At 52.8% G+C, this 22364-nt stretch carries 16 protein-coding genes; 8 read left to right on the top strand and 8 right to left on the bottom strand.

Annotated elements, in window-relative coordinates; all coding sequences use genetic code 11:
• Window positions 1-30: 30 nt before the first annotated feature.
• A complete protein-coding gene (locus IEY52_RS15965) occupies window positions 31-501 on the bottom strand; it encodes an SRPBCC family protein (protein ID WP_189004104.1) in 471 nt (156 codons plus the stop codon).
• Between the two features lie 508 nt (window positions 502-1009).
• Between IEY52_RS15965 and IEY52_RS15960 the strand changes: the two genes are divergently transcribed.
• Window positions 1010-1477: a VOC family protein gene (locus IEY52_RS15960; protein ID WP_229684841.1), complete on the top strand. Its 468-nt coding sequence runs from the start codon at window positions 1010-1012 to the stop codon at window positions 1475-1477.
• Between the two features lie 331 nt (window positions 1478-1808).
• On the opposite strand, the gene IEY52_RS15955 is transcribed toward IEY52_RS15960, so the two are convergent.
• The 3 genes from IEY52_RS15955 to IEY52_RS15945 form a co-directional block, all read right to left on the bottom strand.
• Window positions 1809-6563 (bottom strand): DUF5724 domain-containing protein, encoded by a 4755-nt coding sequence (locus tag IEY52_RS15955; protein ID WP_189004102.1) that lies wholly within the window; start codon window positions 6561-6563, stop codon window positions 1809-1811.
• Between the two features lies 1 nt (window position 6564).
• Window positions 6565-6969, bottom strand: coding sequence for a hypothetical protein (locus tag IEY52_RS15950; RefSeq protein ID WP_189004100.1), 405 nt, complete (start codon window positions 6967-6969; stop codon window positions 6565-6567).
• A 96-nt stretch (window positions 6970-7065) separates the two neighbouring features.
• Entirely contained in the window at window positions 7066-8199 is a 1134-nt protein-coding gene (locus IEY52_RS15945) for a diaminopropionate ammonia-lyase (protein ID WP_189004098.1), read from the bottom strand.
• An 89-nt stretch (window positions 8200-8288) separates the two neighbouring features.
• Here IEY52_RS15945 and IEY52_RS15940 point away from each other — a divergent pair, with 89 nt between their 5' ends.
• Window positions 8289-8930 (top strand): hypothetical protein, encoded by a 642-nt coding sequence (locus IEY52_RS15940; RefSeq protein ID WP_189004096.1) that lies wholly within the window; start codon window positions 8289-8291, stop codon window positions 8928-8930.
• Window positions 8931-8951: 21 nt separating this feature from the next.
• On the opposite strand, the gene IEY52_RS15935 is transcribed toward IEY52_RS15940, so the two are convergent.
• Entirely contained in the window at window positions 8952-10094 is a 1143-nt protein-coding gene (locus IEY52_RS15935) for an ArgE/DapE family deacylase (protein WP_189004094.1), read from the bottom strand.
• 259 nt (window positions 10095-10353) lie between these two features.
• Here IEY52_RS15935 and IEY52_RS15930 point away from each other — a divergent pair, with 259 nt between their 5' ends.
• Both IEY52_RS15930 and IEY52_RS15925 read left to right on the top strand, forming a co-directional pair.
• Window positions 10354-11883 carry a glycoside hydrolase family 43 protein gene (locus IEY52_RS15930; protein WP_189004091.1) on the top strand — a complete coding sequence of 510 codons (1530 nt, stop codon included), beginning with the start codon at window positions 10354-10356 and terminating at the stop codon, window positions 11881-11883.
• A gap of 127 nt (window positions 11884-12010) precedes the next feature.
• Window positions 12011-12865: an aminoglycoside phosphotransferase family protein gene (locus tag IEY52_RS15925; RefSeq protein ID WP_189004089.1), complete on the top strand. Its 855-nt coding sequence runs from the start codon at window positions 12011-12013 to the stop codon at window positions 12863-12865.
• Here IEY52_RS15925 and IEY52_RS15920 read toward each other — a convergent pair.
• Complete coding sequence (locus IEY52_RS15920) at window positions 12854-13423, bottom strand: TetR/AcrR family transcriptional regulator (RefSeq protein ID WP_189004087.1); 570 nt, start codon at window positions 13421-13423, stop codon at window positions 12854-12856. The two genes, IEY52_RS15925 and IEY52_RS15920, sit on opposite strands and share 12 nt — an antisense overlap.
• Before the next feature lie 81 nt (window positions 13424-13504).
• On the opposite strand from IEY52_RS15920, the gene IEY52_RS15915 reads away from it, so the two are divergent.
• The gene (locus IEY52_RS15915) at window positions 13505-14698 is read left to right on the top strand and encodes an MFS transporter (protein ID WP_189004085.1); all 1194 of its coding nucleotides are present in this window, start codon (window positions 13505-13507) and stop codon (window positions 14696-14698) included.
• Between the two features lie 268 nt (window positions 14699-14966).
• Here the strand turns inward: IEY52_RS15915 and IEY52_RS15910 are convergent, their stop codons facing one another.
• Both IEY52_RS15910 and IEY52_RS15905 read right to left on the bottom strand, forming a co-directional pair.
• A complete protein-coding gene (locus tag IEY52_RS15910; RefSeq protein ID WP_189004083.1) occupies window positions 14967-15590 on the bottom strand; it encodes an HNH endonuclease in 624 nt (207 codons plus the stop codon).
• Window positions 15587-17032, bottom strand: a complete 1446-nt coding sequence (locus IEY52_RS15905; protein WP_189004081.1) for an ATP-binding protein — start codon at window positions 17030-17032, stop codon at window positions 15587-15589. Before IEY52_RS15905 ends, IEY52_RS15910 begins: the two co-directional genes overlap by 4 nt.
• Window positions 17033-17294: 262 nt before the next feature.
• On the opposite strand from IEY52_RS15905, the gene IEY52_RS15900 reads away from it, so the two are divergent.
• The 3 genes from IEY52_RS15900 to IEY52_RS15890 are packed head-to-tail and all read left to right on the top strand — an operon-like array spanning window position 17295 to window position 22294.
• Entirely contained in the window at window positions 17295-20756 is a 3462-nt protein-coding gene (locus tag IEY52_RS15900) for an Eco57I restriction-modification methylase domain-containing protein (RefSeq protein ID WP_189004079.1), read from the top strand.
• Window positions 20757-20759: 3 nt separating this feature from the next.
• The gene (locus tag IEY52_RS15895) at window positions 20760-21242 is read left to right on the top strand and encodes a ribonuclease H1 domain-containing protein (protein ID WP_189004077.1); all 483 of its coding nucleotides are present in this window, start codon (window positions 20760-20762) and stop codon (window positions 21240-21242) included.
• Window positions 21239-22294 (top strand): restriction endonuclease, encoded by a 1056-nt coding sequence (locus IEY52_RS15890; protein WP_189004075.1) that lies wholly within the window; start codon window positions 21239-21241, stop codon window positions 22292-22294. Before IEY52_RS15895 ends, IEY52_RS15890 begins: the two co-directional genes overlap by 4 nt.
• The last annotated feature ends 70 nt before the right edge of the window (window positions 22295-22364 follow it).

Raw genomic sequence — 22364 nt, 5'->3', positions numbered from 1 at the left:
CTGCAGTTGCCTGAGTTCAATCTGCAGGGGTCAATTGGTCGGCTGGGACCTGCCTGACAGAGGCCCCTGGCGCTGGGGCTGGGTGCCCTGAGCAACATCAAACATTTTTCGCATGCGCACGGCGGCCCGGTTTTTCAGCTGGTCTTTGTGGTTTCGCACCAGCATTTTGCTGAGAACAGCTCCAGACAGGGTCACATCCTGCTCAACCACCGTGAGGCTGTCCTGCACAGAAAGGTCCCATTTGACCAGCAATTCAGTGCCATGCTGGTAGGTCACAGAGAGCACCAGGCTTTCCAGGGGCTGAAGTTTCACGATGCAGAAATTCTGCTTGCTGCCATCTTTGAAGAGGATGCTGCCCTTTGCCCCCTGCTTGAAAGGACCAGTCATTTTGACATCCTCAATGTCGGGGTCCCAGGTGGCCCAGTGTTTGACCTGGGCGAGCAGAGACCAGAGGGTTTCGCGGTTGAAGGGGACGCCTGCTTTGAGGGTGGTGATGTGCATGATGGCTCCTGAGAAGAAGGTGCAAGGCAGCAGGTCAGACGCCGCTTGGTGTCGATGGTCACAAGTTGAGCAGCGTCCTGCAAGTCTGAGAGCGGACTTTTGTGTGTTCAGATGTTGTTCATAGTGTTGCACATGTGAGGCCTGTTTGTCTATTCCCTGAGGACCGGCTGGAAGCTTGAAGAATGAAGAACAATTTGGGAACATTTGCGTTTTGTTCAGGATCTTCGGGAAAAATCTCTTGAAATAGCCTCCAGGGCATGTCTATTTTGCGGACCGCATACTGAATCCACTCCATAGGGTGGCTATTGGAGTAAAATTGTTTTTGGAACAATACTGAACAAATTTTGAACATCCCTGACTGAAATGACATGCGAAGACGGATGAAAGGTTGCAGGTGTGATCAAAACCTGCAGATCCTCTCCCTTTTGCTGTCTGTGAGATGGAGCCAGAAGGTGGCCCTCTGCTTTCTGCCTCATGCTATCTTGGTGAAAACCCAACGGAGGCACCCATGACCCGGCATCCCATCATCACAGGTCTGTTTGAAACCCACATCAACGTCAGCCAGCTGGAAACCTCCATGCAGTTTTACGGAGAGGTGCTGGGTCTGGAGCTGGCCCACCTGGAAGAACAGCGTCGCATCGCGTTTTACTGGATGGGAGGGAGGGGAGAGTCCATGCTGGGTTTGTGGGAAACCCCTCCTGCAGAAGTGGCAAGGCAGCATTTCGCTTTCCGTTCCACCCTGGAAGGGCTGGAGAAAGCCGCCTCATACCTGAAAGACAAAGGCCTGCAGGGCTACAACTTCCTGGGTGACGGCACAGACCGCCCGATGGTCTTCGGCTGGATGCCCGCCCTGGCCCTGTATTTCCGCGACCCGGACGGGCACTCTCTGGAATTCATCACCATGCTGGAAGGGAAGGCCCGACCCGATGTGGGGGTCATTTCTCTGGAAGACTGGCAGGCCCTGCAGAACGGTTAAGACAGCCAAACAGCAAAACAGCCCGGAGCAACCGGGTTGTTTCGTCTGGTCGGTTCTGGTGTCACCCTGGTAGGTGTTGGTGATGGCATCGCTGACCACCAGTGCATAAGCCTTGCCATTGGCGCTGGCCGAACCGTTCAGCTTCAAGGTCATGGCGCAAACTGAAACCTGCCCGCTGGACGGTCTCACTGAGGTCCCAGGCTGCCCAGGCCTGAGGGAAGACAGCGGGAAGACAGCGGAATGAAAACCAGCCCATAAAAAGACCACAGCATGCTGTGGTCTTTTTATGGGCTGGTTTTTGTTTTTTTTGTTTTTTTTGGGGTCTGCTGTCTCAGGTGAGCTGTTCCAGAATGCTGGGATCCTGAATCTGGCGGTCTTTTGCCAGCAGCAGCACCTTGGAGATCACCTCGGCGGTTTTGGGGTCGTTGTCTGCAAAGGGCAGGAAAATGCGTCCGCGGTGCTGGGAATGCACCGGAAGGATGCAGAGGGCTCCTCCTGGGTGGCGGTGCACGGTGCCTGAGCCCAGATGCACCGAGTAATCTGCGTGATGTCCCTGAATCAGGGCGTGGACTGCTTTCAGTTGCACATTGTCGATCTTCAGCAGCCTGAGGGTTTCCTGGATCAGGCGACTGCGCATCTCCACGGTGGATTGGCTGGCTTCGGGGTCCACGCCACCCACATGTGCCACACTGACAATCAAATCCACATCCCGCATGACTTCGCTGAAAATGCGTGGTGGGACGCTGGAAATGGGCAGGGGTTCCCACTTGCCCCGTTCGGTGAAGACCACCTGTGAAACCGTGAGCCCTTCAATGTCCAGAGGCGTGTAAAAGCCTTCCTGGAAGTAAAGCCACACGTTCAGCCCCTCACTGTGGAAGGTTTTTCTGGCCCCTTCTTCAGGCACCGTGACCCAGTTGCGGGTCTTCAAAAGGGCCAGGGCCTGTCTGGGATTGAGTTGCTGACCCTCGTAACGTTTGCTGCTGGTTCCTTCCAGTTCCTGCGCGGTGGGCAGGTAGTATTCCCGGAAGATCTGCTTGAAAGGCTGCTGGATCTGCTTTTCAAAGCAGTGCTGCTGCCATTCCCGCCACTGACCCGAGGTGAGCAGGTCATGGGCATGGGCAATGCGGTACCCTTCGTCGGTGAGGGGGGAACTGCCATCCAGGGTGTTCAGGACGCTGCCATCTGAGAAACCCAGCTTCTGCTCGCCCTGCACCCACAGCAGGTTTTGCAGCATGGGCCGGACCACCGGATGGGTGAACAGCGTCTGCACTTCTTTCAAAGAAAAGTGGTCCCCGCGCACCATGGCCTGCTCGAAGGCCTCCCGCATGCGGGATTTCTGCTGCTCCAGATGTTGCTTGCTTTGCAGCAATTCCACCACTTCAGGGTTTTTACGCAGGGCCGGAGGAATGTTCTTGAGGGGTTTCCCGGCCTTCTGGATGTCAATGTGGGGGGTGCCTTCTTCATCCACCCTGAGGGTGAGGGTCACTGTGTCCAGGGTGACCTGCTGACCGTTGAGGTTTTGCACCTCCAGCGTTTCCATCTGCCACATCAGGCGCTCGGGGTCGGCAAAACCTGCACTTCTGGCCAGGTTGTGCAGCCCGATGCGGGAAGCGAGCTGTTCACTGGCCTGTTTCATGGCCCCGAATTGCTTGCTCTCTTTCAGGAAAGCCTGCAGGATGCGGTAGCGCTGCAGCACCACCCCTTCTTGCTGTGCAGGCAAAAGTCCCAGTGCCCGCACGCTGTCCTGGTGGCGTTTGGTCTTGATGCTCTGGACCATTTCGCGTTCATCTGCCTGACCCAGAATGGCTCTGGCGTAAAGCTCTGCCCGTTTCTGGGCTCCGGTGCTGGACAGGTACCGGGAGGCTTTCAGCAGCTCTGCAAAATGGTTTTCTCCCAGCGCAGCAATCATGGCTTTGAACCACTGCACATCCACCGCGCCATCCAGCAGGTCCTGGGCAGAGAGGGGGGTGCGCTCTGCAATTTCGGCCTCCCACACTTCCCGCACCTGCTGGTCCACAAAGTATCCGGTGTCTCTGGTGTGGGCATGCAGCCAGTAAATGGCCGCCGTCAGGCCCGTCCAGCCCAGGTGTTTTTCCACCAGATCGGCCCACTGTGGGGCATAAACCGCCAGTTCCAGCAATCGGCTGTCACTCAGGCCCTGTTCTTTTGCCAGCGCAGAAAACCCTTCTGGGGTGTCCTGGGGTGCCGGGAAAGACACCCGGATCAGGTGGCTGTACACCGCGGTTTTGCTTTCGGTGTTCTGCACGTGGCCACGGGTCATGGTTTCCTTGCCCAGACCTTTCAGCAACTTCAGGGTCAGGTCCATGCCCTGCACCGAGCGCAATTGACTGGCGGGCAAACTGGCAGCGGTGGGCAAATCTGCCCGATGCAATTCGATTTGCAGAATCCGGCTTCGGATGCGTTCCACGAGTTCCAGAAGCTCAGGGGCAGGCTGGTCTTTGAAGTTTCTGGCGGTCAGGGCGGCAAGGTCACGGAAACCGGGGTTCCAGCCGTACTGGTTGTTGTCTTCCCTGGGTCCGATCAGGTGGTCCAGCACATCGTGTTCAGAAGCAAAGCCATGCTCCCAGGCTTTCAGCACCAGGGGAAGCTCAGGCCGGAGTTTTGGCAGGTGGGCAAAACCACGGTTGCTGTACAGCTCCAGGTTCCACAGGCGCTTCACCTGGTCCGGGGTTGGGTTCTGGTGCAGCAGGTAAAGCTCCCTGGAATAAGGCCTGGGATCCTGCAGGCCGCCGTAGGTTTCTTTTTTGGGCACCAGCAGGGGATCCAGCAAACTGAGTTCACTTTCTTGCAGGTCCAGCAGGAAATCCACAGCCTCTGCAGGAAGGGTTTCACCTTTCAGGAACTCCAGGATTTCCAGAATCAGGTTCTGGGACTTCAGCGCAGGCAGTTTGAGGTCTGGCAGCAGGACATGTCTGGCCTCTTCCCCGAAACGCTGTCTGGTTTTCACCTCCTGGATCCATTTCAGTTGCTCCAGATCGTGGGGTTGTGGATCGGGACGGGCGGCCCACCACTTCTGCCACACCTCTGCCAGTGGGAAGGTTTCCTGCTGGTCCAGACGGTAACTGTGGGGGTGCTCAATGAGGTTTCCCAGCAGGAAAGTCTGCATTTCTCCGTTGTGTATTTTCAGGTGAATTTCGGTGTCTGCATGGGAAAAGATCAGACGGTCCAGTTCTTTCAGCCACTGCACCATTTCCAGACGCTGGTAATTGCGCTGCACAAATTGGGGAAGGGTGAACCTGGAAAGCTGCTGCGGATCGAACAACCCCAGACCGTTTTGCAGGGTCAGTTGCTCATCTGGCAGACGCAATCCTTCATAAAGCTGGGCTTCGTTGGCATTTTTGGGAGCAAAGGTCTCCAGCACTTCACCCAGCACGCCCTGCACTTCCGGTTCACTGGATTTTTCTTTGACCATTTGACCCAGTAGGTCCAGCCCGGCCAGCCGCACATCGGTTTTCTTCTGGGTGGTCAGCCGCCTGACCGAGGCCACCTGTCCAGAGGTGGGCTGTTTCAGCAGCAACTGGCTGGCTTTCTGCCGCACATCTGCACCTTTGCGGGAGAACAAATTTTCCAGGGACTGAATTTCTTCTTCAAACAGGCTCTGTTTTTCCAGGGCTTCAAAGGCGCACCGCCGAATGTGCTCGTCGGTGTGTCCCAGCGATTGCACCAGATGTTCCCTGAGGGGGCCTGCTTGCAGTCTGGATTTGCCCAGATCCCGCAGCACCTGACCATGCTGCCACGAACCCATGCTGGCAAAGTAAGGCAGCAGATCAGACTTCGGGCGCTGGCCCAGGGCTTGCGGCAACAGATTGAACACTGCACTGCGTGGAGAAATCCAGCCCAGCCAGGGCCACACCAGCGGCTCCAGTTTTCCTTCTTTGGGCAGCTTTTCCCCGAGGTTCACCAGTTCCATGAAAAGGGCTTCTGGGGTCTCCTGGCGGGCAAACTGCTGGGAAATGCCCAGCGAGGCCACCCGGAGGTCGCTGTCCCGCATCAGGGTCAAAAGGTGTTCTGCGAATTCGGGCAGGCCTGTGCTCTGCATCACCTGTGCAGCAGCGTAACGCCTTTCCACATCGGGATCCTGCAGCAGGTCCTGGCCCAGACGCAGCACTTCACGGGCATCTCTGAAGCCCACCACCATCAGGGCCATGTAGAGTTGCTGACCGTTGCCCTTCTGCAGGGCATTTTGCAGGGCTTCGGGGTCTTCCAGCAGGTTCAGGAAAGTGCTCAGCTGGGTTTCCAGCATTTTGCGTTCGGTGACATCCCCGTGAAGCCCCAGCCACACGGCAACAGCCCGCATCACGGCAGAGAAGCGCAGCAAATCTTCTGCAAGGATCAGTTTCACCATGCGCAGGAAAGCTTCTGGGTGGGCTTCATCCACGGTTTCCAGCACCACCTGCCGGAGGCCCTCCTGCTTCTGTGCAGCCAGCAGCAGTTTTTCAGTGAAAATCCAGGCCTCTGGATTGTTGCTGCTCAGCAGGGCACGGGTCACATGCCTGCCCATCAGACCCACTTCGTGTTCAGAGGCTGCAGTGTCCTTGAGAATCTGCAGGACCTCTTGATCCCCCTGGTTGATGGCAGCAGCAAGCAGGTACCCCAGGGTGTCCCCGTGGTAACTGCTGAGGTGTCCTGCCCAGGCGACCATCCAGGACAAATCCTGATCGTAGTGGCGGGTGAGTTGCCACAGGTCCAGCATCCACTGCCATTTTTTCTGGAACTGGATGATGTGGTTTGTCACCCGAAAAGATTTGCGGCTGTAACCCAGCTGGTAGGGCAGGGTGTCCAGCAACTGCCAGGTGGCTTCAACCTGTGCTGCAAAACGGGGGAACAGCACCTGAAACACCTGCAGGCGCTCTGCTTCCACCATGTTCTGCAGGGTTTGCTGCAACTGTTTTTGCAGGTTCTGGTGTTTCTCGGGTTGGTGGTAAGAGCTCAGGGTGTCCAGTTCATGCAAGCCCAGGGCAAACGTTCTGGCCGTTTCAGGGGCTTTTGCTGCACGATCTTTGTACCCATCTTTCCATTTGATCTGCAGTTCCTTCAGGGTTTTCTGTGCGTCTTCGGCCCGCATGTCAGCCCCCCACCAGTGGGGTCAGGCGCAGGAACATGATCCTTGCATCTTCTGGCAAATTCAGGGTTTCGGAGAGGTCTTCCAGCTGGTTTTCCCCCAGAAACACGTAATACAGGCCGTCTTTGAATGCTGTAATGGCCACCTGCTGGGCTTCAAACACATCTGCCTGCTGCTGGGTTTCCAGACCCCCCGAGGTGATTTTTCCAACCTCCAGCCCTTTTTGCAGGCTTTCCGGGGTGAGCAGCTTAAACAGTTGTCCATCCTGCTGTCGCTGGTTGAAGGCTTCCACCTGTTCCCGCACCACTTCTTCAATCAGTTCCTGCAGGGTCAGGGTGCTTCGGGAGAGGGTGAGGGACACGGGTTCAAAGGCTTTTTTTCGGCCCAGAATGCGGCTTTCAAGAATCATGGGAGGCACCTCGGTGTGAAATCAATTGTAACATCCATCAGTATATTCTGTTTTTAACATAATTTCTAGATGTGTTCTGTTTTTGATTGTATTTGCTCAGCCCTGCACAATCCTCTGGTGGTTTTCTGGATCGGTGGCCCCTTCGGTGGAAACCACCAGCACAGTGCTCTCTGCAGTCAGGCCCAGGTTTTCCCGGAACAGTTCTGCTTCTGGGTGGGACATCAGGGCCAGCAAACCTGCCACACCTGCAGCTCCACTTTCGCCAGAAACCACCCCCTCTTTGGCCAGCAGGCGCATGGCGTCTTCAGCAAAGGCATCTGGAACGGCCACCGCTGCAGACAGACCTCCCTGCAAAAAAGGCCATGCCAGAGGAGAGGTGTGCCCACAGTTCAGTCCGGCCATGCTGGAAAGGTGGGGGCCAGGCGCAGCGGTCAGGGTGCCCTGTTGCAAGCTTCTGAGCACACAATCGGCCTGCAGAGGTTCCACACCCACAATGCGGGTGTTTTGATCCGCAACTGCATAATGCTGAATGACCGCAGCAGCCAGCGAACCCACCCCCATCTGCACCGCCACCAGATCGGGCTGAGCGGCCTGTACATCCTGCAACTGCAGGTCAATTTCCTCAAAGATGGTGCTGTACCCCTCCACCACCCAGCCCGGAACGCGGGTGTAGCCTTCCCAGCTGGTGTCGCTGATCACCAGATGCCGCTCACTGGCAAACTCTGCTGCCGCCAGGACCGCATCGTCATAAGATCCAGCGATGACCTCCACGGTTGCCCCTTCGCTCTCAATGGCTTTCCGCCTTGCCGGAACCATGTCCTCTGGAACCAGAATGTGGGCCTGCAGTCCCAGCCAGTGGGCCGTTCGGGCCACTGCCCTCCCATGGTTGCCATCGGTGGCGGCCACCAGGGTGAGGGGCAAAAAAGGTTTCAGCTGGTCCGCGAGGTCTTGCAGGGTTTCCCAGCTTTTGAAGGGACCAAAACGCGTCTGGAGTTCCCGGTAAGTGGCCCAGCTTGCCCCCAGAATCTTGTAGGCAGGAAGCCCCAGACGGTGCTGCTCGTCTTTCACCCACACCTGCTTTACGCCCAGCACCTGGGCCAGAAGGGGCACAGAAACCAGAGGGGTCTGCTGGTAACCGGGAAGCCTGCAGTGAAAATCCAGCAGGTCAGGATGTGCTGTCCGGGGAAAGGTCTGGGTGTGAGGGGCAAAGTAGAAACGGGGTTCTGTCATGGGGTTTTGCATCCTTCCCTGGGATCTGGGCACGAGAGGACTGAGGGGTCTGGCGGTCTTGAGTCCACAGGACAGATACACTGAAGAAGATGCCCAGGAAATCCACTGCTGTGCCTCCTGAAAAAGCAAAACTCTTGCAGGATCTGATCAGTCGGTTTGATGCACTGGTCCAGCAGGATGGATTTGAACTTCAAGCAGAAGGCAGAGAAACAACCTGGGTTCGCAAACAGCAGGCCGGAGAAGCCAGCATTCACCTGAATGCTTCCTTCAAAAAACGCAGCTGGAGGTTGGGTTTGACCCTCAGGCAGGTTTATGTGGATGCGGGTCTGGAACGCTGCGTTCTGAGAACCCATTTGCAGCTGCTGAATCCAGAGCGTTTTGCCGCTCACCTCATCCTGGCAGATCCGCTGGACCTGGAAAGAAGAACCCTGGATTTGCAGGACGGATTTTGGAATGAGGTGCTTCCTTTCTTTGCTGCTGTGGACACCATCCAGAAAGGCATAGAGGTGATTTTGCAACACAGCGACTGGTTCATAGGCCCCAGCCGCTGGAAGCCCTTTTTGCTGGCAGATCAACTGGCTGGTCTGCTGGAGGTTTCCGAAACGACAGCGATTCGCCAGCGCATTGCTGCAGCAGTTCAACATAAACATGCTGGAAATCCTGAAATGCTGGCCTCCTGGGAACAGGTTCAGGCAAGTCTCCTGCAGAAAAGACCCCCAGAGTACGACTGACTTTTTCACAAAGGCCCCGGATCAAACAGATTGGCAAAATGCCCGAATGCTGCGCACCAGCACCTCACAGCACTGCTGAACAGATTCAAGTTCCACCCATTCTTCGGTGGCGTGTGCACCTGCCCCGGAGGGTCCAAAAACCACTGCTGGAATGCCTGCCTGTTGCAAGAGGGCAGATTCCATCCAGAAGGTCATGCCCTGGAGTGCCGGAGGGTGCTGCAGCACCTGGGTGGCTTCCTGCAGAACAACCTGCACAATCGGGGCCTCTGCAGGAACCTCGAAGCCAGGACGGTGCAGGGTGGTCTGGTGCTGGACCGCAAAGCTGGCGTCTGCATGGCTGAGTTCGAACAGCAGGGCTTGCAACTCAGCCTCGATCTGGGGTACCTCCTCATGGGGCAAGGTGCGCCTTTCTATCTGCAGAACGCATTTCTCCGGGTAGCTGGAGAGCTCCTGACCCCCCTGAATCAGGGAGGCATGCACCGATCCATGGCCCAGCAGGGGATGGGCAGGTCTGGCCTGCAGGTCCTGCTGCCACTGCTCGATTTTGCCCAGCACCCGTCCCATGTGAGCAATGGCATCTGTGCCCAGATCGGGGCGGGAACCATGGGCGGCTTTTCCTGTGGTGGTGATCTCATGCCAGGTGAAACCTTTGTGGGCAATGCACAGCGCAAGTTCGGTGGGTTCCGTGACGATGGCTGCATCTGCAGAAATGGTCTTTAAAGCGTGCTGCATGCCGATGCTGGCGTATTCTTCATCTGCCACGGCGGTGAGAATCACATCTCCTGCAAGCTGCAGGTCCCTGGCTTTTAACAGGGCCACCATGCAGGCCGCAAGGCCCCCTTTCATGTCGTAGGCCCCGCGCCCATACAGCCTGCCGTTTTCGATGCGGGGCACAAAAGGATTTTGCATGCCAGCTGTTCCCACCACATCCAGATGGGCATTGAGCAGCAGGCTGCGCCCGTTGCCTGTTCCCAGAACCCGAGCGATCACATTGTAGCGGCCTGGTGCAACCTGCTGGCGCTCGGCCGGGATGCCCTGGTCTTGAAACCACCTTTCCACAAAAAGGGAAATCTCACCTTCCCCTTTGCCTTCCGGGACGAGGTCTGGATTGGTGGAGTCGATGGCCACCAGCTGGCTGAGCAGGGTCTGCAGGTCTGCGGTCATGTCAGTAATATATCACATATCACTGGTGGTGCCGGGAGGCTTTTGTAGAGCAGATCCGATCATCCTAAAGACATCAGCACGGAAACCTGCGTGTGGAATTCGGTTTTTCTGCCATGCCTCTGAAAAAATTTTCAGGAACCCCGGTCATGCAGACATTGCTGCTGCAAAGTTTTCAGGGGTGTCAAACTGACATCAACAGTGCAGAAGTGTCCAGAACCAGATGGATTCAGGGCACCCCAGGCTGTTTTGAAAGGAAAGCATGACCTACACCAACCCCGTGATTTCCGGTTTTTACCCGGACCCCAGCATTTGCCGGGTGGGAGAAGATTACCATCTGGTCACCAGTTCTTTCGAGTATTTTCCCGGTGTGCCGCTCTTTCACAGCCGGGACCTGGTGAACTGGCGGCAGATCGGGCATGTGCTCACCCGCCAGAGCCAGCTGGAATTTCCGCGCTGGTCGGCTTCGGGCGGCATTTTTGCTCCCACTTTGCGTTACCACGATGGCACCTTTTACATGATCACCACCAACACTTCAGGCCAGGGCAATTTTGTGGTGCACACGCAGGACATCCATGGTGAGTGGTCGGATCCCGTGTGGATTGAGCAGGGCGGCATCGACCCCTCTCTGTTCTTTGATGACGATGGTACGGTGTACCTGTCCACCAGCTGGTCAAAAGGCTGGCCTGTTCCAGAGGACATCGATCCAGATGGAGCATACTGGGGCATCCAGCAGAGTGTGATCGATCTCAAAACCGGAAAGCGGCTTTCAGAACCCCGGGTGGTGTGGTCTGGCACCGGTGGACGTTACCCGGAAGGCCCCCACCTCTACAAAATCCAGGGCAAGTATTACCTGCTGATGGCAGAAGGTGGCACCGAAAGAGGCCACATGATCACCCTTGGCCGCAGTGACAGTCCCTGGGGACCTTTTGAAAGCTGTCCCCATAACCCCATCCTGACGCACCGCAGCCTGTACAGCCCCTTTCAGGCCCTCGGACATGGCGATCTGGTGGAAGCGCACGATGGAAGCTGGTGGATGGTCTGTCTGGGCATCCGGCCCCAGGGCAATCCCGAAACGGCCCACCTGGGAAGGGAAACCTTTCTGGCTCCAGTGCACTGGACAGAAGAAGGCTGGCCTGTGGTGGGGAACAGCGGGCGACTCGGCAAAATCAACAAAAGCCCTGACCTTCCAGCCCATCCCTGGCCTGAAGCAGAGAAGGCAGAATTTGCAGGCCCACAACTGGATCTGAAATGGGTCACGCTGGGTCATCCCCGTGAAGGCATGGTTTCACTTTCTGAACGGCCTGGAGCCCTGCGCTTGCAAGGCAATGCACTGGGGTTGCAAGACGGTCCGGGCGTGGCTTTTGTGGGTCAGCGTCAGCAGCATTACGCCTGCAATGTGAGCGTTCACCTGGACTTTGATCCCCAGAATGAGGGTGAAGAAGCGGGAATCACTGTCTGGATGAACCTGCAACACCACTACGACCTTTATGTCACCCGACAGGACGGAAAGCGGGTGGTGGTGCTGCGCAAACGCATCGACGACCTGATGTCCTGCAAAGCTGTTCCTGTGCAGGATGGCCCGGTGCAACTGAAGATCAATGCTTCCCCTGAGGTGTACCAGTTCAGTGTGCAGCAGGGGACAGCAGAACAGACTGTCGGGTCAGGGGTCGCCAGGTACCTCGCTCCAGAAGTGGCCGGAGGGTTCACAGGCGTGGTGCTGGGATTGTTTGCCTCTGGCAACGGTCAAATGCCCGCAGCGTTTTTTGAGGGGTACCAGTATCTGGCCTGAGGTTTGATGGATGCTGGGCAAGTCTGAAAGGATCTGTCCAGCATTTGTTTCAGGGGCCAGGGCAGAAACCTGATGGATACGCCATGCAGCGGATTTTCCAGGTTGCGGTGTTCAGTACCATCCAGACATGGACCTCTTTGATGTGTGGCCCACCCTGCCTGGATACGGCCAGGAAATCCTGCTGGACACCCGGCTGCTCACAGACCGGGCCACCCGCAAGGTGCATTTTGTGCAGACCCCACAGGGAAAACATGTCCTGAAACTGGATGCAACCGCTGGCATTTTTGAGGCAGAGGTGCAGGCTGTAAAGCACTTGCAGGCCCTGGGTTTCCCGGTGCAGGAAGTGCTGCTGGTGCAGGCAGGACCTCCTGCAGTGCTGTTGATGTCCTGGTGGGAAGGGGAGGCCATCAGTCACCTGGGTTTAGCAGCAACCCTGGAGACCCTGAGCAGGCAACTTCAAAGGCTGCACCAGCAACCCGGGTGGCTTCCCCCACCGCAGGGCTTGATCTGGGCCGACTGGATGCAGGGCTGGCTGAACCACGCCCTTTTTTACTGGAAAAGCACCGGACAGGCACCCGAGCGGGCTGCAGATCAGGTGAACCTGTGGTTTGCAAAGCTGGTTCCCCTCATGCAGCACAGGGGCCAGCAACTGATTTTGTTTGATGGCAAACCCGAACACTTTCTGGAAACCCCGGCAGGAGAAGTGGTGTGGATTGATGTGGCAGAGCTCCGGTCTGGCGATCCCCTGATGGATCTGTCGGTGCTGGAAGTAAACCACCCACCTCTGGCCACAAGCCTGAGACAGCATCATCCTGCACTGGACAGCACAGAACAGCAGCTTTTCAGGTTTTATGTGTTTCTGCGTGCGCTGGCAGCCGCAGAGTGGAATGAAAAAGAACTGGGTGGGGCAGACCGGGAACGGTTTTTGCAACTGGCTGCATGTCACTTTGCGGCAGGGCAGCAGGAAGATTCAGGTTTCTGAGAGCTTCAGCGCTGCTGCGGCCACATCCCGTGCCACCTGATCCATGAAAGCCTCATTGAGGGGAGCATTCTGGATCAGCAGGCGATACCACACCGGACCGAGGGCCAGATCGATCAGGTATTCTTCCTGCTCTGCGCTGAACTGGAATGGTCGCCGCAGGATTTCTGCGAGGCGGTTGCGGCGTTTGATCAGGTGTTTTTCGCGCAGTTCTTTCAGAAAGGCAGCGTCCTGCAAACCCTCGGCCAGCAGGGCACGGTTGGTGGTGCCACAATCGCTGTTTAAGAGCACTGCGGTTTGCTGCAAGTACAGGCGCAGGTCTTCTTGCAGGTTTCCAGTGGGCGGGACCAACGGGATGCGGTCTGCCTGATCCACAAAGGCGTCCAGAATCAGATCCCGTTTGCTTTTCCAGCGGCGGTACAGGGTCTGTTTGGCAATGCCGGTGTGCTGGGCGATGCCTTCCATGCTGATGGCCGCGTAGCCCTGTTCTTTCAGCAGGTGTAAGGCCGCTTCTTTGGCGGCGTCTGAGTGGGCGTGGTTGCGGGGTCTGCCTGTGGACATGGCTCCAGTGTAGCATGCCCATAATTCCAATACGTGACGTGACGTATTGACAATACGCGACGATGCGTCTTTAATCTATTTATGCAACGGAGCGTCTTGAAATCAGATGGATCCTCAACCGGCACGGCCCTCTCTGCCCTGTCGGTGGCCTATTTCATGCTGGGCACCAGCACCCTCTCGGTGGTGGCGCTCAGTGCCTCCATCAGCCAGGAATTGCAGGTGACCGGAGCACAGACCGGACTTCTGGTCACGGTGTTTTCGCTGTCTTTTGCAGCAGCAGCCCTGCTTTCCCCCCTTCTGGTCGGACACTGGCCCCGCAAACGGCTGCTGCTCACCGGCATGGCCCTCCTGATGGTGGGCTTGCTGCTGGGAGCGGTGGTGCCCAGTTTTGACTTGCTGCTCCTGACCCGTCTGATTGCAGGCATTGGTGGTGCCCTGGTGGGACCGGTGATTTCTGCCACAGCCAGCACGCTGGTGCCCGCAGAACAGCAGCAACAGGCCCTCTCCCGTGTGTTTGCAGGCTTTACCCTTTCCACTGTTCTGGGCATCCCCATGACTTCCGTGGTGGGTCCCCTGCTGGGCTGGAGGGGTACCCTGGTGCTGCTCTCTGTGCTCTTGCTGCTGACCGCACTGTTCCTCTGGAAGCAGCTTCCTCACGTTGCAGGCGGTCAACAAGTCACCTTGCGCACCTACCAGCAGGTCTCCCGCACCCCTGGACTTTTCCCCGCCCTCTTCACCACCCTGCTGCAAATCGGAAGTGTGTTTGTGCTGTACGGGGTGATTGCCAGTTACCTGACCAGCCGTTTTGGCAGCAACCCCGCCTGGATTTCCGCCACCTTCCTGTCTTTTGGATTTGCTGGTGTGCTGGGCAATTCCCTGGTGGGCACGTTAAACGCACGGCTGGGAAACGCCAGAATGCTGCTGTTCAGCCTGGTGGGTGGAGCCCTCACCCTGCTTTCTTTGCTTTTTGATCCCGGGGTGCCCCTGGCAGGCCTGATCAGCTTCATGGGCCTGTCCTTCTTTGGGCAGATGTTCCAGACCCCCCAGCAGGAACGCATGATCCGCCTGAACCCCCAGGCCAGAAACCTGATGCTGGGCTTCAACTCGGCCACCGTGTATCTGGGCATGAGCATGGGGTCCCTGCTGGGCAGCCAGTTGCTGGTCACGCTGGGCAGTCCGCTGCTGGCCCTTCCTGCTTTTGCCATGATGCTGGCCGGGGCTTTGCTGACCGGGTGGGCCACCCGCAAAGCCAGAATCCCGGTGCCTTCAGTCTAAAAGCCTTCTGTAACTGCTGAAAAAGACTTGCTGAAAAACCTTTCGGCAGGTTTTCTTTTTGCTGTGAGAGCCCTGAAATGCACCTGAGGTTTCCTGCAAATATTCTTTTCGGAACCTTTGCCGTCTGTCGCCAAGCCTTTCTTTGTCCAGAACCCTCCATCCAACCTCACCCAGTGGGCAGATGAAGCCCTCTATAGGTTCAAGCAATCCAGGCGCAACCAGGTGAGCAGGCATGTGGGGACAGGAGAGAGGGCGTAGAATTTGTGATTCAAAGATATGATTTTATGAACTCTTCAAATAACTTACGGTCTGCAGTGGTTAGAACATGAAGAACAAGCTCGGTGAAAGCCCTGTCTTCAGATTTTATTCCCGAAATATAATTCAGCCAGAATCTTTTTAGATTGCAGTCGAAACAGGTGCGTTCGCCTTTCGAGGTTTTTCCTGTATAAATTATACTGCTAAAAATTTCTATATGATCAAAATAATTATCTAGTCTGGGATGAACTATATAATAATTGGCCGAACTTTCGCTGTAAGCTTTGGTCTTTAGTTTTTTTACCAGAGTGGATTTATCATTTTTTCTTCTGTTGCACCACTTGCACGCAAGAACAAGATTTTTTTCTGTAAAGACATGGCGATCATCTTCATCTATGGACACAATATGATCTATGTGCCAATCATCGTTATCAATATCGCGAAGGTTTTTTTGGCAGTAATAGCAGATTTGTCTCTGGGAGGTTAGGAGTATTTGCTTGATCTTTCTGTAGATGGGTCTAAAATCTTCGTGATCCCATTTTTCTCTGCCAGTTAAAGACAAGTCATTGATTCTTTTGACAACAATTAGATCTGTTGCATCAAAGAGCGTGAGGTTTGCCAGCTTGGGAAGAGTCATCCTCTTTTGATTTCCTTTTTGATCACTTCCTGTGCCAGAGTACGCAAATCCTGATCCATTTCTGAAAGCATGGAAGTCAACTCGCTTTTCAGCTCCCGAAATTTCCTGTCATCTCTTGACTCATAAGCTTGTACGGCTTTAATGATGACGGTTTTGACCAAAAAACTGTTGGGAGTCAGGATGTCAAAATATGAAGCGTACACTTCTTCAATGCTTCTGGGGGCTTCGGAGTGAACATGGGCTGAAGGCAAAAGGTTTTCTGGACTGAGATTGAAAATGGCATGTTTCTGAGGATCCACTTCCGAAATGATGATGGGTGAGTGTGTGGCAATGAAGAAGTAACAATTTTGGTGGTGCTGGCTGATCTGCATGAGCAATTCGTGGTACTTTCTTTGCCAGGCAGGGTGCAGGCTGGTTTCTGGTTCGTCAATGAGCACCAGGGTATCGTCTTCAATTTTGCTTGCAAGAATGCTGAGGCCAATAAAAAGCGAAATCTGCCCTGAGCTTAAATTGTTGGCAGTGGTCCATTCCTCTTGCTTCTTGATCTTGATGTCTTGAACCTGAAGTGCTCCTAAACGCCTGATGTTCAGGATGATTTCCAGAACCACCAGGGTGAATTCTTTTTCAGAGACATCAGGCATTCTAAAAAGGGATGGTTCTGTGATTTTAAAACTTCCTGGAGAAATAGCGAGTGAAAAACTGCCCATGTCCAGTAACCGTGCTGCTACTCGTTGAAATACTTTGAGATCGATGTCATCTCTATAGATAAAATTAGAAATATCTTTGATTTTACTGCTTGTGATTTTCAGTCTTACCGAAAAATTCAAATCTACCCCAGTGATCTCTGAGATTACGGAAAGTATTTGCAGCTTTTTCTCTTCGGTTTGTGCAAATTCAACGATGGCCTGAAAAAGCAAAGAATATTTACTGGATGAAAACGAAAACCCAATTTGCTCCAGATCTATGTTGTCATCATCTATGAACTTGAGGGAATCAAACTTATTGAAAGGTGCTAGAGAATAGGTGATGATTTTTCTGGGATTGCCCTGAAATTCAATGTGAAGGTCTGGTTTTTTGTAAACCCTCTTTTTGAAAGAATTGGCCAGCCTCAGGAGAAAAGTGGTTTTCCCTGTTCCATTGTCCCCAGTGAGAAAAACAAAGGTGTTGCTCTGGTGCCTGTTCCTGATGAAATTTATTTTTTGCCAGCTGATTCTGTTGATTTCAAGCATGAGGATCCTTTGCTTTTGTTTTCTCGGTTTGTGGGGTTGTGGTTCCTGGTATCCAGCGCTGTGCAAAAAAGTGGGCAGAAGAGTGGCAGGTGCAATCCCAGAACATGGGAGGGCCGAATTGCCCGGATTTCCTGGTTCATCTTGCCAGCACGCCCTGAGCCATTTTGCGCTCTTTGCAGCGCGTTTGGCTCTTATGGTAGGGGATGGATCCACACTGTTGAAAGCATTCTGTCATAAGGGAAATCCCTTACCACCAGAAAACCCTATTTTATCACTGGATACGTTTGTAATGCTTTATGTGTCTGAAACAGTAAAAATGCACAGATCTGATTGAATGTTGCACTTGCAAACTTTAGGCCTGAGAATTCAACATGGCAATTCCTTTGCTTTCCTCTTTTCACAGAGGTGAATTGGATGGCAAGGCACGGTAAAATGGAGCACGATTTTCCCACGCTGCTTTCTGTCAGGAGACCCTATGACTTTGCAACTTGATGCCTTGAGAGCCCTGAGGACCCCTCAAAAAATCGCAGAACTGTACCATCAACTGGGGTACAAGGCAGAACCAGAATTCGAGCCTGAAAAACTGTCTGCTGAAGACGCACAACTGGCTGGAAAAGCTGCTGAACACATCAAAGGTGTATACCTGCTGGTGCAGCAGGATTCTCTGTTGCATGTTCATGTGGAGACCGACCACCTCAATACACCTTATCTGCGGCGGGTTGCAGAACAGTTCTTGCAGCAACCCAACAACTTCCTTTTGAGTTTTGGCAACCCAGGGGCTTCTGGAGATTACGAAGAAGTGATTTTTGTCAAACCCTACGTGAGCTCCCAGAGCGAAAACAAAAACAACATTCGCATCAACCTCCTGAAAGTCAATCCACGCAAACCCACCCAGCATGACCGGGATGTGTTGCAGAAAATAGAAATCAAGTCAGACACCTCTGCCCAGGAAGCCCACAAGAAGCAAACCCAGGCTTTCGACGTGGAACGGGTCACCAGAGAGTTCTACAAAACCTACAAACAACTCTTTGAACGGGTGCGGGACACCATCAAAACCCAGAACCCCTACGCCCGCATTGGCAAACTGAAAAAGAACACGGTCGATCATCAGGAATCTCTGCATGCCTTCACCCAGAGGTTGCTCAATCGGATCATCTTTCTGTACTTCATTCAGAAAAAGGGCTGGTTGAACGATGACACGGACTTCCTGACCCACCTTTACACCCAGAAGGTCAAGTCCGAGGGGGATTTGTTTTACCTGCATTTGCTTGAACCCCTCTTCTTTGAAGTGCTGAACACCGAGCGCACCGGAACACACGAGGTTTTTGGAGACATACCTTACCTGAATGGCAGTCTTTTTGAACGCGAATACCCTGAGACCACTGTCCTGAACATGCCCAACAGCCTGTTCGATCCGAAAAATCCAGACAGCATCCTGAGCACCCTGAACAGCTACAACTTCACCATCTCCGAAAGCAGCACATTGGAGCAGGATGTGAGCCTGGACCCGGAAATGCTGGGGAAAGTCTTCGAGAACATGATGGAAGAGGAAGAGGCCAAAAAGAGTGGCACCTTCTACACCCCCCGTTCAATCGTGCAATTCATGGCTGAAGAAACCCTCACCCGTTACCTGAATGAAAAAACCAGCATTGAGCTGGACAAACTGCGGGCTTTGCTCAGGGACGATGCTGATCCTGCAAAACTGACCCTTCAAGAAGCCAGAAACATCATTGCGCACCTCGGGAAGGTGCGGGTGCTGGATCCTGCTGTTGGAACGGCCAGCATGCTGGTGGGTGTGCTGAACACCATGATTCGCATTCGCACCATGGCAGAAGCCCGACAGGGTGTTCGTGTGAATTCTGACGCATCTGTTGTGGCAGGCTGGAAACGCGAATACATCAACCACTGTCTGTACGGTGTAGACATCAAACCAGAAGCCATCGAGATTGGACGCCTCAGGCTTTGGCTGTCTCTGGTGGTGGATGCAGAAGACAAGGAGCCCTTGCCCAATCTGGATTACAAATTGATGGCTGGGGATGGGCTCCTGGAAACTGTTGATGGTGAGCCGTTTGATGTTACCAGTCAGAAAATAGGTCTCTTTGTAGATGAGAACAGCCCAAGTTTTCTGGCTCAGCGCATAGAAGAAAAACATGAGTTGTTTTTCAATGAGCAAAACAGTGAAAAGCGTCGTAATTTACGGAATGAAATACAGTCTCTTGAACGCTTGCTGTTTAAAACATACATTGACGAACGTATACAAATTGTGGATCGGGAAATCTTGGAGATACGCGAAAAATATAAACGTTTTAATAAAAAGTTTTCTATGCTTGATCGAGCTGAGCAAGCAAATGCCAAAAAAGCTTTAGATGAACAGAATAAGCTTATAAAGCGTGATACCGATTTGAGTTCTCATTTGAATGAATTAATAAAGCGTCGAGTAAAAGTTTGGGATGAACAAGAACCCTTACCTTTTTTTCTCCATAGAGTACATTTTGCGGAAGTAATGAAATCAATAGAAGAAGGCGGACATGGAGGATTCGATATTGTGATTGGAAATCCTCCTTATGTAAGACAAGAAGACTTATCGCAGGAATATAAAATGGCTCTAAAAAGATCTTTTAATGATGTTGCAAATAATAAAGCCGATTTGTATGTATATTTTTATAATAAAGCTATAAATTTACTGAAGAATGGAGGGCGTTTTGCATACATTACTCCTAATAGATTTATGAAGACCGGTTACGGAAAAAATTTGAGAAGCTTTTTGAAGGATAAAGTACATCTAGAAACCCTAATTGATTTTGGAGATCTGCCTATTTTTGAAGCCACTACGTATCCCCTTATAGTAATTGGAAATAGAAATGGAATCAAGTCTTGTAGGCTTGAAGTGATACCGGAGAACAAAATAAAAAATTTAATAGGATTAACAAATGTAGACAATGTTGATTCTATTAGAGATAAATTGTCTAATTTTCATAGCTACGGAAGGCATGTATTGCATCATATTAATTTGAGTGTAATTCGAAACAATGAAGTATGGAATTTGGATACTCAAGACTTAATGCACAAGGTTGAGAAAATAGGTATCAAATTCATTGATTTTATAGAATCTGGAATATATAGAGGATTATTGAGCGGGCTGAATGAGGTATACGTGATAAATAATGATGTATTCAGAGATCTTATAAATGAAAATGAATTGTATAAAAAATTTATCGTACCTTTCAAAAAAGGTAGAAATATAAGAAGGTGGAAATACTCAAATGATGATAAATATATAATTCAATTAAACAGCAGTGATGATCCAGAATCTGAATTTGCTTGGGTGAATGACAAAGAAGAAAGTGAATCGGAGAGAAGATTCCAGGATATGTATCCTAAGCTTTATAAGTATTTAGAACCCTTTAAAAATCGTCTTGCAAAAAGATCTGACAGGGGAAAATTCTGGTGGGAATTGCGTAGATGTAGTTACTATGGTGAATTTAAGCGATCTAAAATTGTGTTTGCGGATATTGCACAATACCCTAGATTCTTATGGGATGAAAGTGGTGCTTCTATAGATTGTACTGCTTTTGCTATTCCTGTTGGTCCGGATAAAAAATGGTTAACCTCTTTGTTTAATAGCAAATTCTTCTTTTATATGGTAACCAAGTATGCCCCCTCTGTTAAAGGGGCATCTTTTAGATTTAAGAAATCATATCTTGAAAACATCCCCATTGTCACCCCTTCTCCTGAAATCCAGCGAAAACTGGAAGAGTTCACAGATGACTCCAGGCTGGACGAGATGAACCAGATCGTTTATGAACTGTATGGTCTCACCCCAGAGGAAATTGAGCTGGTGGAAGAACTCACTGCTCCAGCCTTTGCGAAGATTCAGGCCCACAACCAGATGGATGACCACACGGATGGTGATTCTCTGGACCCGGATGAGGAGTGACGCATGGGAAGGTACAAAAAAGGCTGGTTTTATGCTGTTTCTGTGGGTCGCAAGCCCGGAATTTACCGGACATGGAGTGAAACAGAAACGCAGGTGCTGTTCATCTCCTCCAATCTTCACAGATCTTTCCCAACGTTTCTGGGAGCAGAGAAGTTTCTGCAACGCAACGGCACCCGTGTGGAGAAATGTGGTCGTGAAGGAATCATCACAGGCAAAAGCGATGGCAAATGCTGGTATTGCGGCATCCACCTGACAGATGATCTGGAAGATTTTGGTCTGGGTGAACTGGAGCACCAGCTTCCCAAGGCTGGAGGTGGTGGCAGCACCCTGGACAACCTGGTGCTGAGCTGCAGGGCTTGCAACCAGCAGAAATCAGATTCCACAGTGGAAGGATTCAGGAGCAAAATCATCTGGCCTGAAGGCAGTGATCGGTTGTTTTTTGGAGAAAAATTAAAATGGATGCGTAAAAGCACAGGTGAACCATGACCCTCTGGCTGGTGCGTGCAGGCAGCCAGGGTGAACGTGAAAGTTTTGCTCTGGAGCAAGGGCTGGCTGTGATTGGGTGGAATGAGCTTCCAGACCTTGGGCGCTTTGACAGCAAAGAAGCCTTGAAAGACATGATGGATCGGGTGTATTTCGAACAGAAACCCAAAACCATCATCAACTGGCTTGGGCAGGTGTGGGCATTCAAGGCACTCATTCAGGTGGGAGATCTGGTGGCGTTGCCCCTCAAGACCTCTTCAAGCATTGCCATTGGAAGGATTGCCAGCAGTTACGAGTACCGCACAGACCTTCCAGAGGACATGCGGCACACCCGCAAGGTGGACTGGCTGAAGGAAATTCCCAGAAGTGCTTTTGACCAGAGCCTCCTGTATTCTCTGGGGGCTTTCATGACCGTGTGCCGCATTCAAAGGGACAATGCAGAGCAGAAAGTGTTGAATTTGCTTCAGGCTTCAGATCAGGCTCTGGTTCAACAGGGGCAGCATTCATTTCCAGAAAACCTGTCTGTAGTTCCCACAGATGCAGATCCTGCAGATTCCGTGACAGACCTTGAGGTGGTGGCGTATGACCAGATCAAGAAGCGTCTGGATCAGGTTTACCATAGCAAAGGGCATGAATTTGCCCGCCTGATTGATGCCCTTTTGCAAGCCCAGGGATATGTCACTTTGTTCAGCAAACCTGGAGCGGATGGAGGCATTGATCTTCTGGCAGGGCGGGGTCCTCTGGGCTTTGATCCTCCAAGGTTGTGTGTGCAGGTCAAGGCCACATCAGACAAGGTCAAGGTTCAGGAGGTGCGTGAACTGGAAGGCGTCATGCAACGTGTGGGTGCAGATCAGGGCCTGTTTGTGTCCTGGGGTGGTTACACTTCTTCAGTGGGAACGGAGAACCGCAGCCAGTTTTTCCGTGTGCGGCTCTGGAATGCCAACGATGTGATCCAGCATTTGTTGCAGGTTTATGAGCGTTTGCCGCTGGCTTTCAGGGACATCCTTCCCCTGAAGCGGCTCTGGGTGCTGGTGCCTGAGGCAGCAGAGGGATGACGCCATAAGCCAGGAGATGTACCAGAGGTGAGAGCATTCCCCTAGGAAAAACAACCTATAGGTTATATAC

It is taken from the genome of Deinococcus roseus (genome assembly GCF_014646895.1).
In the GTDB taxonomy this organism is placed as follows: Bacteria; Deinococcota; Deinococci; order Deinococcales; family Deinococcaceae; genus Deinococcus_C; species Deinococcus_C roseus.
Note: the sequence above shows the minus strand (reverse complement) of the source record. Positions and strands in the feature narration are given on the sequence as shown.